Consider the following 12,066-nt stretch of genomic DNA (forward strand, 5'->3'; position numbering starts at 1 on the left):
CGGGGGCTAGCATCTACACAGCTCATATACAGGGACTCACTTCAGTTCGATTTCAACGAAGACGAATTCGGTCTCGGAAGCGTTGAAAACATTATGTTCGCTGCCCGCGCTACGGGTATAAGAATGCCCGGCAGTGAGCTGATTGGTCACCGTTTCTTCTCGAGTTTCCAGCACCAGCTCACCGCTGCTCATTGGCACTACAACATAATCAACAGGATGAACGTGCCAACCGGTTTCGCTTCCCGGGGCAAAACGCCATTCGGTGACGGTGACGCGTTCGTTATCGATTTGGATTGTGGACTGGGCCAAGGTGCGTGCGTTAGATGTCATGTTTACTCTTCTTACTTATGGAGGAATCGGCGCAGAAACGTACCCGGACCTACTACGCCCGAGAAACTCGGTAAATACGGCTTCTCCATTCCATCCTCACAACTTCCGCATCGACGCTCCAAGAACTCTCGCGTTCATGACGTGGGACATGAGAACCAGATCCCATACATTGTTCGTTTCCGACGTAGTCTGAATCACACCCATTACTTCAGCTGAGCATTGGAAAGGACATCGAATTGGAAACACTTCTGGGTATCCTCAAGGACGACGAACGAGATCTAATCCGCGAAGTCGAAGATGTGCGACTGGCTTTACTGGACGAAGATGAACTACTGGCCCTGCACAAACGTGTGCGCCGCGCTCGCAAGAAACACACAAAAAATTACCGCCGCAAGGCCGCAGCGGGTGTAATAGATGAAGGAGCTCGAGGTGCAGCTCGGCCGCGTCACGGCAAGTCCGCCCAACGCGCCGAGATTTTCGAAGAGGCACTCTCTCGGGTCAGTGACCGACTTGCCACCGTGGCCAAGGAAACCGCCGAGGCGCTCAAGGCAGAACGCTTAGCTCGGGCACAATCTGGTCACTCAACGGGACCTGATTCCGTAGGCTCAGACTCCGATGGAGTCAGCTCGGGACAAGTCTCTGGGCGCAATACCAAGGCGGGAACTCCACGCTCCCAGGCCGCCTCCCAGGCCGCTGGCGCTCAGCGCCAGGCAAAGCGCGACTCCAAGTAGCCAGCCCCTTTCAAGGGGTGAGAAGAAGGTAGCTTGGTTTGCTCATCAATGAGCAAACCAAGCTACCTTCTTCTCTTTTTTGGCTTGTAAAACTTTCGCTGCGGGAAAGTTCGCTACCCTCACCGATCCCGCGCCATTGCGAGTCGATTCAGGGCAAGTGCTGCAACAAGGAGCCCAAAGTCGCGCAGCCCAACATCAAAGTAATTGCCAACGATCAACAGATTCACAATGATGCCCAGCAGCCACAGACAAACAACGAGCGATCCAATCTTTGGGCGCAGTGCCACCAGGATGCCGGCGATGATTTCAATAACGCCAACTCCGTACATGAATACCTGAGGGGTCACCGGGATGATATCGGTGGCCAAGGGAGCGAGGTAATGAGTCCAGTCGGTCAGCAGGTTGGTGAACTTATCAAGACCGAAGAGGATCGGTGCCACCGTAAAGATGGTCCGCAACAACATGAATGCTTGGTGGTTGAGCTTGGTGGATGCCTCCGTTGGAGCACTCACCGTGTGTGTAGCCATGATCCACACCTTCTTTCTAAAGTAGTGATACCTCATTTTAGAATCACAGGAATTTCTAAGTCAACAGTTACTAGTTTTAGATTTATACTGACTCCATGAGGTTGCTTCCAAAGGGTCAAGAACTCAACGCACTATCTGTACTCGCCGATCCGGTACGCAATGCCGTCTACGAATTCGTCCGAACCCGAGAAGAACCTGTGGGCAGGGACGAAGCCGCATCGGCTCTCTCAATGCCACGCAATACAGTTGCATTTCAACTTGATCGGTTGGCCGATGAGGGCCTGCTCGCCGTTGATTTCCGTAGGCTCAATGGGAAGGGCGGCCCCGGTTCCGGACGGCCTTCAAAGCTTTACTCCATTGCGCAGAGCGAAATCACAGCAAGTGTTCCGCACCGCGAATACCCGTTTGCCGCTGATCTCATGGCCAAAGCCATCGAACGCTCGAGCGCTCAAAACCGCCCGGTAAATGTTGTCCTTGCGGAAGTCGCCCGCGAAGCCGGGAACGATATCGGTACCAAGGCACACTCCATCGAACAAGCCCTCACGGATCACGGGTACCGACCCGAGGAACGCGAAAATGGTTCGGTAGGACTCTTGGATTGCCCTTTCCACCAGCTCTCCACCAATTACCGCGACACAGTATGCACGATGAACCTCGAGCTACTCACCGCCGTGGTTGAAAGAACCCAAGCCCCCTACACCGCCTGTTTCGAAGCTCCCAGCCGAGATGGGCACTGCTGTGTGCGGCTGGATCCGCTCTCGACCCAAGCACACGAAGCCTAAACAGTTCCCTGCCAACTCTCCTTGAGTTAGCTCAATACCCCCCCGACAGATCATGCGGCGTGTAAGAATTGTTCATGCCTGCTTCTTCCAAGTTTCACGCGTTCACCTCACTTGTTGCACTCTCGCTCGCCGTTACCGGCTGCACTAGTGGTTCCAACGGATCCACCAGTTCTCCTGAGATCACAACGGCCCAGCGCAAGAAGCTCACCAACGAGTTGCTGAACTACGAAACCGAATTAGCCAAGACGCTTTTGGGCAAACACACCACATCTAGCGCAGAGTCATCAGGCACATACCGCGCGGCAATAGCCGAGGAGAGCTTCGGTGATACCCGCAAGGACTATCTTGATTCAGGCTTCCAGATCAAGGACTCAAGCGTTGAAATCACGTTCACTGATGCTCAGAGTCGCGACAATCGCCTCATTGCCATAGTGGATATCGCCACCACAATTCACACCCACGATGCCAACGCGGCCACCATTGAACAAGCCGGATGGACAGATCCTCACGAGTTGCAATTCATCCCGAGCAGCCAGGGTTACATACTGGTAGCGGATCGACTTCTTCGGGCTGGTACCACCGAGTAGTTCCTGAGCACAGCACCAAACGGGTGGAACTCCCACACCCCCCTACCGGCAATCGACCTCCGAAGCTAGGCTGGGGTTACTAGCTCGTAGGGTCTGCGTTACCCAGTAGTGTCAGGCCTTCCGTCATTGGGAAGAGGAACTGCCATGAGCATTGATGATCGCACCCACAGCGCACACGTTGATGAAAAGGTTGCCCGTCAGGTAGCCGAAGACGCACGCGAAAAAGGCTGGGAGCGTCCAAGCTTTGCCAAGGGCCTCTATATGGGTGACTTCAACTGGTCATTGATCCATCCGCACCCACAACCAGATCCAGTCAGCGCAGCCCGTGGATCCGAGTTCCTCAAAAACTTGCGCACAACCCTAGAAACGTTTGACTCGGCTCGTATCGAGTCCGAATCGCGCATCCCCGATTCTTACATTGCGGCGCTGCGCGAAATTGGTGCCTTTGGAATGAAAATCCCCCTCGAGTACGGCGGCTTGGGACTGAGCTTGCTCGATTATGGCAGGGCGCTGATGTTGGTGGGAAGCGTAAACCCGTCAATGGGTGCACTTCTTTCGGCCCACCAATCAATTGGTGTCCCCGAGCCGGTCAAAATGTTCGGTACCGAGGCACAGAAACAAGCATTCCTCCCGCGCTGTGCGGCGGGTGCGATCTCCGCATTCCTCCTCACCGAAAACGACGTGGGTTCGGATCCCGCACGGCTTGGTACCACCGCGACCCTTTCCGAGGATGGAAAAAGCTACCGCATCAATGGTGCGAAGTTGTGGACCACCAATGGTGTTGTTGCCGAGCTGCTCGTGGTGATGGCCGCAGTTCCCAAACGCCAACTACCCGATGGCAGCATAGCCCGTGGCGGCATTAGCGCCTTTGTTGTTGAGGCAGATGCACCGGGAATCACCGTCGAAAACCGAAACGCTTTCATGGGCCTCAAAGGCATAGAGAACGGGGTAACTCGTTTCCATAATGTTGAGGTTCCCGTGGAGAACCGGCTAGGCAAGGAAGGCTCCGGACTGAAGATTGCGCTGAGCACTCTGAATACCGGCAGACTTTCGATCCCTGCCATGTGTGCCGGGGCTGGAAAGTGGTCGTTGAAGATCGCTCGGGAATGGTCTAATGCCCGGGTGCAGTGGGGTAAGCCGGTTGGTAAGCATGAAGCAGTGGGAAAGAAGATCGCCTACATAGCGGCTAGCACCTTTGCCTTGGAGGCGGTATTTGAGCTTTCCGCGGGACTTGCGGATGCCGGAATGAAAGATGTACGCATCGAGGCGGCCCTTGCCAAGCTTTTCTCTTCAGAAGTTTCCTACGAGATCGCCGATGAATTACTGCAGATCCGTGGTGGTCGTGGATACGAAACCGCAGCCTCGCAGCGGGCCCGTGGTGAACGAGCGGTCCCGGTTGAGCAATTACTGCGGGATTTGCGGATCAATAGAATCTTTGAGGGCTCCACCGAGATCATGCACCTTTTGATTGCCCGTGATGCAGTTGATGCTCACCTGAAGGCTGCCGGGGATCTGGCCAGCAAGGATGCGGATTTGCAGGCAAAGGCCAAGGCAGCCATTGGCGCCTCTGGTTTCTATGCAAAATGGCTTCCTACTCTGGCCATTGGATCGGGCTTGTTGCCCACCGCGTATTCCGATAATGGACGCCTTGCCCCGGTACTGCGCTTTGTAGAACGAGCATCGCGTCGGCTCGCTCGCCACACATTTGCTGGCATGGCCACCTGGCAGGCGGGCATGGAATCCCACCAAGCTTTCTTGGGCCGTGTAGTTGATATTGGTGCAGAACTTTTTGCCATGGCAGCCTGTGTTTCACGGGTTGAAATGATGCGCAGCACCGATCCAGCTCACGCAGACTCCGCTGAACTCTTGGCCCTTGCTTTCTGCGAACAAGCCGAGCATCGCTGCGAAACCCTGTTCAAGGAACTCTGGTCACATAGCGATAAGACCGACAAGAAGTTGACCAAGAAGGTACTTTCAGGAGAGTTCGCATGGCTTGAGGAAGGAATCATCGATCCTTCCGAAGGAACAGGAGTCTGGATTGCAGATTGGTCGGCAGATCATCTGCCGGATCAGCGCCGTCCCTACGGCTCATAAAATTGCCTGCCGCAGGCTGTGCAGACTAGCCCTCGGGCACGGCCTAACGGGCACAAACACCTGATGGATTTCGGAGAATCATCCAAAGCGTCTACTATGGCTGAGGCGTGACCTGCGCCACCACTCTGTCTCGCGCACAAGCGGTACTTGTTCCCGTCACCCTTGAGGACCACATGAAGTTCCTGAAATCGATTCCATTGCTCGGCTGGATTGTCATAGCCATCATTCTGGGCATTTTGACCGGCCCGATCATGCCTATCTGGCTTGGCGGAGTTTTCCTAACCTACAACTCGATCTTCTCGGGCTTCCTGGGCTTCATCGTGCCCCTGATTATTCTCGGTCTTGTCATGCCGGCAATCGCCGAACTTGGCAAAGGCGCCGGCAAGTGGCTCGGCGTGACGGCCGGCATCGCCTATGGTTCGACGGTCATCGCGGGTCTTCTCGCATACTTCGTGAGCCGTTGGCTCTTCACCGGATCATTGGCCGGCGGTGGGCTTTCCGAACTTGGTGAAGAAGGCGGCTCCGGCTTTACCCCATACATTACGATCGTTGGCAGTGCCGGCGACTCGGCCACAGAAATCGTGCTCCCACCGGTCATCGGTGTCATGAGTGCCCTGGTACTCGCATTCGTCGTTGGTGTTGGTCTCACGGCCTTCCACTCCAAGGTGCTTTTCCGCGGCGCAGTTGAATTCCGCACCATCATTGAATCGGTCATTCGCCGTATCATTGTTCCGGCCTTGCCACTGTTCATTTTCGGTATCTTCATGGATCTGTCGGCAAGTGGCTCGGCAATCACGGTCGTCACCAAGTTCCTGCTTGTTGCCGTCGTTTCGTTCATCCTGTGCATTGTTATCCTGCTGGTCCAGTACTCGATTGCCGGAGCAATGTCGGGCCAGAACCCGCTGAAGGCACTGTGGAACATGCGCGATGCATACTTCACGGCCCTTGGCACCTCTTCCTCGGCCGCAACCATCCCGGTGACTCTGGAATCCACCAAGAAGAACAAGGTCTCCAACTCGGTTGCAGGCTTTGTGATTCCGCTGTGCGCCACCATTCACCTCTCCGGCTCGATGGTCAAGATCACTTGCTTCTCCATCGCAGTACTCCTGCTCACCGGCGGCGACGTTTCCTTCGGCGCATACCTGCCCTTCATCCTGATGCTCGGCGTCATGATGATCGCAGCTCCCGGCGTTCCAGGTGGCGCCATCGCCGCAGCAGCGGGTCTGCTCTCACAGATGCTCGGCTTCGGTGAACTCGAGGTTGGCCTGATGTTCGCTGCTTACATTGCACTTGATAGCTTCGGTACCGCTACCAACGTGACAGGTGATGGTGCCATCGCCATCATCATGAACAAGCTCACTCGCGGTCGTCTGGGTACTCAGGCACAGGATCCGGAAGATGAGGCAGTTGAAGCAGCCGCAGGTAGCAAGGTAGAAGCTCACGTGCTGCCAAGCAACTAACATTTACCACTTCAGCCTCCCGAAACAAGGAAGGCTAGCGGGTTTTTGGGTCAGCTAGATTCAGCACTAAGGCCGTTCGGGGCCCCACACCATGTGGGTGGCCCGAACGGCCTTAGTCATTTCTTAGGAATGTATCCAGCGGCGAAACCCCCCTGACTATTTCTTACCCAGCCCGAGCCAAAGTAATGCCACATGCAATGAGGTTCGAGATTCGGCATCCTCAAGACTCACACCCAACTTGTCTTCGAGCTTCTCCAAACGGGCGTAGAGGGCTGGGCGGCTCAAAAAACCGGTCCGCGCCAGCGCGGACTTATTGCCACCATGCTTTAGGTAGAGCTCGAGTAATTCAAGGGAACTTTCATCAAGCGGGTCAAGGATCCCGGAGAGCTCGGCCTCGGCAAACGATTTCACTCGAATATCGTCTTGCAATACGGCAAGTAACCCATGCAGGCGGACATCGGCAAACCTGTAAAAAGGCCTTGCCCGCGTGTCGAATGTTGCTACGATCTCGGCAACTTGCACCGCCTCGTCAAGCCCACGTGCGGCCTCCTTGACGCTGGGTTTTCCGTGCCCAACACCCACGGACCAGTCAACATTGATCTGTTCCCTGGCTAATTGCCTAAATATTCTCTCCAACAACGGTTCCTCAAGCTGCCGGGCGTCAATTCCTAGCACCATGCCAATCTGGCCGGACTGCAGGCTGGCGCTGAGCGCCGTGGCGCGCGCGGAATCCAACACGCTCAGCAACGCATCAAGTAATTCGCGTTCCCGCAACTGTAACCCGGTGGGCGTCTGCCCACTGCGCGTATCAAGGCGCAAGACCACTGGAACATAATGGGCAACATCATTCAGTCCTAAGGCCATGGCACGTACCAACACCTCATCGGCACTTAGCGAATGCGCCTGACGCAATTCGTGGAGCAAACCTGCCCGAGCCTGATGCAAGAGTTCCTTCTGATCTCGTCCGGCCAACCTGGCAATTGTCAGTGTTTGCCCGGCACGTTCTAGCACCATTGCAGCGTCATCGTCATTGAGCACTTTTACCGGGGCCACCAATCGTCCCCAGCGTTGGGCCCGCACCCCCACTGGAGTTTGTAGCCAGCTCTCCTCCCCCATGCCCCGCCCGGTAGTTTCAAGATATCCAACCCTGCGGGAGCGCTTGGCCCAATGCCCTAAAAGCTCTGATTCTTCGGAACCTGCGGCGGCAAAGGCTAGAACCAGATGGGCAACGTCCTCAAGGAGGATTGGTGCCCCAATGAGCTCCGCGGCTCGTGCAACAATTTCTTCTTCCGTGGCATTTTCAAGGCTCAACGCGGTGAAGACCTCATGGATGGTACGCGAGCGTTCAAGTGCCGCGAGCTGGTCCGAGACCAGCATCCGATGCACCACTTCGGTAATTTCCACAAAGCGCACGCGCCGATGGAGAAGAACCACCGGAAAATCTACGTGTTGTGCAGCAACGCGCAAGGCCGCAATGCTGCGCTCAATATTCCTGCTCACCCCGGGCACCAATTCAACGATGATGCCCACGGCTCCGGCATCGTGCACCTGCTCCAGGAAGGCCGCGGCTCCGGTTCCCGCCTCACCAAAGGCCAGTCCGGTGCTGAGCACCAATTCGCCACCGGTCAGGAGCTCGGCAAGATCCGCTGTCTCGGTCACGTGGACCCATCGCACCGAATTCCCCAGCGATTCATGACCACTGAGAACTTCTGGCCTCCCCGCCTGCACCACGGGTAACTCAAGAATGCGCGCAACACTCAATACTCCCGGAACAGTCGGGCTTTCAAGGATCAAATCAACACTCACAAGACACAGTGTATTGCCTTTGCCAAAAGAGTTGACACCTTGTCACTGCCGCATGCGTGACGCGGGATACAGAATTGAATCAGTACCAGCGTGAAACCACAGTTTCACCACCCCCACTGTCTTGAAAGGACACACCTCGTGCAGACTCTCGCTCACTGGTCCAACGGCGCCACTCTCGAAGCCCCGGCCGACTCCCGCTACGCAGATGTCATGAACCCAGCCACGGGAGAAATCAGCTCCCGTGTAGCCCTGGCCAGTGCCGAAACCACCGCAGAGGTTATTGCAGCAGCCCACGCAGCATTCCCGGCATGGCGCGACACCTCGCTGACCCGCCGTGCATCGATCCTGTTCAACTACCGCGAACTGCTCAACAAGCGCAAGGGCGAGCTCGCCGCAATCATCACCGCCGAGCACGGCAAGGTCCTCGACGATGCACTGGGCGAAATCTCCCGCGGCCAGGAAGTCGTCGAATTCGCCTGCGGCATCCCGCACCTGGTCAAGGGCGGCTACACGGAAAATGCCTCGACCAAGATCGATGTCCACTCGATCCGCCAGCCACTGGGCGTCTCGGCCATCATTTCCCCCTTCAACTTCCCGGCCATGGTCCCCATGTGGTTCTTCCCGATCGCCATCGCATCGGGCAACACCGTAGTACTCAAGCCCTCGGAAAAGGATCCAACCGCGGCACAGTGGATGGCAGAACTCTGGAAGGAAGCCGGGCTTCCGGACGGCGTCTTCAACGTTGTCCACGGCGATAAGGAATCGGTTGATGTCCTGCTGACCGATGAGCGCGTTTCCTCGGTTTCCTTCGTGGGCTCCACCCCGATCGCCCAGTACGTTTACGCAACCGGTACCGCACACGGCAAGCGCGTTCAGGCATTGGGCGGCGCCAAGAACCACATGCTGGTCCTGCCGGATGCAGACCTTGATTTGGCAGCAGACGCAGCGGTCAACGCCGGCTTCGGTGCCGCGGGCGAACGTTGCATGGCCATCTCCGCGCTTGTAGCCATCGACTCGATCGCCGATGAGCTCGTGGCAAAGATCGCCGAGCGCACCAAGACCCTGCGCGTGGGAGATGGAACCCGCGGCTGCGACATGGGCCCACTTGTCACAGCCGCACACCGCGACAAGGTTGCCGGCTACATCGACGCCGGCGAAGCGGCAGGTGCCACCATGGTGCTTGATGGCCGCATCACCAACCCGGATGCCGATGGCGAGGGCTTCTTCCTGAACCCCACCCTGTTCGACAATGTCACCACCGATATGTCCATCTACACCGATGAAATCTTCGGCCCGGTACTCTCCGTGGTGCGCGTTGATTCCTTCGAAGAAGGCATCGAGACCATCAATGCCAACCCGTACGGCAACGGCACCGCGATCTTTACCAACGACGGTGGAGCGGCCCGCCGCTTCGAAAACGAGATTCAGGTCGGTATGGTTGGCATCAACGTGCCGATTCCGGTACCCATGGCTTACTACTCCTTCGGTGGTTGGAAGAACTCGCTCTTCGGCGACACTCACGCCTACGGCTCCGAGGGCATCAACTTCTTCACCCGTGGCAAGGTAGTCACCTCACGCTGGCTCGATCCGAGCCACGGCGGCCTGAACCTCGGCTTCCCGCAGAACGCTTAAGGCCCAAGCGCAGCATTCGAAAAACGTTAAGAATTCAGAAAGGGATGACTCACTTGAGCACCTCCGTTAGCACCGAGATCACCGCCGAGCAGATTGCTGCCGGCAAGGTTGCCCACGATCTGGACCGCGAATTCGTTTTCCACTCGTGGCAGGCACAGGGCCCATTCGACCCGATGACCATCATCAAGGCCGAGGGTTCCTACATTTGGGATGGCGAGGGCAATAAGCTGCTCGACCTTTCCTCACAACTGGTCAACACCAACATTGGTCACCAGCATCCCAAGGTCGTTGCGGCGATTCAGGCACAGGCAGCAAATATTTGTACCATTGCCCCGCAGTATGTCAACGATGCCCGCTCGGAGGCCGCCCGCCTCATCGCGGAGCTGACCCCAGGGAACCTGAACAAGATCTTCTTCACCAATGGTGGAGCAGATGCCAACGAACACGCGATCCGTATGGCCCGCGTGCACACCGGCAAGCACAAGGTCCTTTCGGCCTACCGCAGCTACCACGGCGGCACCCACCTGGCCGTCAACGTCACCGGTGACCCGCGCCGTGTGGCCTCGGATAACGCCACCGATGGCGTGGTGCACTTCTTCCCGGCCTACCCGTACCGCTCTTACTTCAACTCCACCACGGAGGCAGAAGAGACCCAGCGCGCACTGCGCCACCTGGAAGACACCATCGTGCTCGAGGGGCCAAGCAATATTGCTGCGCTGATCCTCGAATCGATTCCGGGCAGCTGTGGTATTTACGTACCTCCTGCCGGTTACCTGGAGGGTGTGCGTGAGCTAACCACCAAGTACGGAATCGTCTTCATCGCCGATGAGGTCATGGCCGGATTCGGCCGGGCCGGCAAGTGGTTCGCGATCAACCACTGGAATGTCACCCCGGACCTGATCACCTTCGCCAAGGGCGTGAACTCCGGGTACGTTCCACTGGGCGGCGTGGCCATCTCGGAGGAAATCTTTGAGACCTTCCGCGAACGCGTCTACCCGGGCGGCCTGACCTACTCGGGTCACCCGCTGGCCTCTGCGGCGGTTGTAGCAACCATCAATGCCATGAAGGACGAGGGCATGGTGGAAAACGCAGCACGTCTGGGCACCGATATCATCGGCCCGGCGCTTGAGGAGCTCAAGGCCAAGCACCCCTCGGTCGGCGATGTGCGTGGCGAGGGCTGTTTCTGGGCCGTCGAGCTTGTCACCAACCGCGAAACACGCGAACCCATGGCACCCTACGGTGGATCTTCGCCGGCCATGGCCGCTGTGACCGCGGCGTTGAAGTCCGGCGGCGTGCTGCCGTTCGTGAACTTCAACCGCATTCACGTGGTTCCACCGCTGAACATCACCGATGAGGACCTGCGTGCGGGTCTTGCCATCCTTGATGAGGCACTCACGGTTGCCGACGGCTTCGTCGAGGCCTAAGCGAGCACCGCAACGGTAAAACATTTGGGGGGCCCGGGTGTGAGAGAAACTTTTTCTTTCACACCTGGACCCCCCTGTCCGTTTTAAGTCTGGTGTCCTTGACGTTCAAAACCGTGCTGAGCTGATTAGCTTGAGTCATGAAGAAATCCTCACGGTACCTCGCAGCACTTGCACTCTGCTTGGCATCAACAACTTTCACAAGCTGCAGTGCCCCGGAACCACAAGCCGAGCCCGACGGGTATCAGCAGTGGCTTGAGACGGTTTTTGACGATGAGTATGGGCGTGCCGATTTTGCTGGAGGTGGCGGAATGCTGGGTTCCACCATCACCAATCATGAAGTTGCCGGCGGCTGGTACGCGGTAGATTTCGCCTGCAAGGGCACCGCGGAAACAACGTTTATCATCTCCACTGATAATTCCACGCTGGTTGAGGAATCTATCCCCTGCGGTGAATCAGGCCTTAGCACCACCGTCATGGATTTACCTAGCGCTTCAATTTCTTCAACTGCCAAAAGTTCCGATCCAAATACCATGTGGCAGGTGCGCTTCCGTCCCACCAGCGCCCCGGTCGGCTAGCCGAGCCGTACCTTGCGTTGACCGCGCTGGTACCGGTCATCCCTCTTCAAGAGCCTTGACGAAGCCTCGAGAATACTTCTAAAGGTCGATGTAGCATTGCTGCGCCTTGGCTAATCTA

Annotated in this window: 11 protein-coding genes; 8 read left to right on the top strand and 3 right to left on the bottom strand. The window is 57.0% G+C overall.

Features of this window, described 5'->3' with window-relative positions:
- Positions 1–36: 36 nt before the first annotated feature.
- Positions 37–330: a cupin domain-containing protein gene (locus tag CQ018_RS03935; RefSeq protein ID WP_105548611.1), complete on the bottom strand. Its 294-nt coding sequence runs from the start codon at positions 328–330 to the stop codon at positions 37–39.
- Positions 331–566: 236 nt separating this feature from the next.
- Between CQ018_RS03935 and CQ018_RS03940 the strand changes: the two genes are divergently transcribed.
- Complete coding sequence (locus CQ018_RS03940; RefSeq protein ID WP_105548612.1) at positions 567–1,061, top strand: hypothetical protein; 495 nt, start codon at positions 567–569, stop codon at positions 1,059–1,061.
- Positions 1,062–1,180: 119 nt separating this feature from the next.
- Here CQ018_RS03940 and CQ018_RS03945 read toward each other — a convergent pair whose 3' ends face one another.
- Positions 1,181–1,588 carry a DoxX family membrane protein gene (locus tag CQ018_RS03945; protein ID WP_105548613.1) on the bottom strand — a complete coding sequence of 136 codons (408 nt, stop codon included), beginning with the start codon at positions 1,586–1,588 and terminating at the stop codon, positions 1,181–1,183.
- Between the two features lie 95 nt (positions 1,589–1,683).
- Between CQ018_RS03945 and CQ018_RS03950 the strand changes: the two genes are divergently transcribed.
- From CQ018_RS03950 to CQ018_RS03965, 4 genes are all read left to right on the top strand, one after another.
- Positions 1,684–2,370, top strand: coding sequence for a metalloregulator ArsR/SmtB family transcription factor (locus CQ018_RS03950; protein ID WP_105548614.1), 687 nt, complete (start codon positions 1,684–1,686; stop codon positions 2,368–2,370).
- Positions 2,371–2,444: 74 nt separating this feature from the next.
- A complete protein-coding gene (locus tag CQ018_RS03955; RefSeq protein ID WP_105548615.1) occupies positions 2,445–2,957 on the top strand; it encodes a hypothetical protein in 513 nt (170 codons plus the stop codon).
- Positions 2,958–3,101: 144 nt separating this feature from the next.
- Entirely contained in the window at positions 3,102–5,051 is a 1,950-nt protein-coding gene (locus CQ018_RS03960; protein ID WP_105548616.1) for an acyl-CoA dehydrogenase family protein, read from the top strand.
- A 173-nt stretch (positions 5,052–5,224) separates the two neighbouring features.
- Entirely contained in the window at positions 5,225–6,511 is a 1,287-nt protein-coding gene (locus CQ018_RS03965) for a dicarboxylate/amino acid:cation symporter (protein ID WP_105548718.1), read from the top strand.
- Positions 6,512–6,667: 156 nt separating this feature from the next.
- On the opposite strand, the gene CQ018_RS03970 is transcribed toward CQ018_RS03965, so the two are convergent.
- A complete protein-coding gene (locus CQ018_RS03970; RefSeq protein WP_258142383.1) occupies positions 6,668–8,317 on the bottom strand; it encodes a PucR family transcriptional regulator ligand-binding domain-containing protein in 1,650 nt (549 codons plus the stop codon).
- 138 nt (positions 8,318–8,455) lie between these two features.
- Here CQ018_RS03970 and CQ018_RS03975 point away from each other — a divergent pair, with 138 nt between their 5' ends.
- The 3 genes from CQ018_RS03975 (at position 8,456) to CQ018_RS03985 (ending at position 11,948) form a co-directional block, all read left to right on the top strand.
- Positions 8,456–9,949 (top strand): CoA-acylating methylmalonate-semialdehyde dehydrogenase, encoded by a 1,494-nt coding sequence (locus CQ018_RS03975; protein WP_105548617.1) that lies wholly within the window; start codon positions 8,456–8,458, stop codon positions 9,947–9,949.
- 44 nt (positions 9,950–9,993) lie between these two features.
- Positions 9,994–11,373 carry an aspartate aminotransferase family protein gene (locus CQ018_RS03980; RefSeq protein WP_105548618.1) on the top strand — a complete coding sequence of 460 codons (1,380 nt, stop codon included), beginning with the start codon at positions 9,994–9,996 and terminating at the stop codon, positions 11,371–11,373.
- 137 nt (positions 11,374–11,510) lie between these two features.
- A complete protein-coding gene (locus CQ018_RS03985; RefSeq protein ID WP_105548619.1) occupies positions 11,511–11,948 on the top strand; it encodes a hypothetical protein in 438 nt (145 codons plus the stop codon).
- Positions 11,949–12,066: the final 118 nt, after the last annotated feature.

This window comes from Arthrobacter sp. MYb227, from assembly GCF_002975435.1.
GTDB lineage: Bacteria > Actinomycetota > Actinomycetes > Actinomycetales > Micrococcaceae > Paeniglutamicibacter.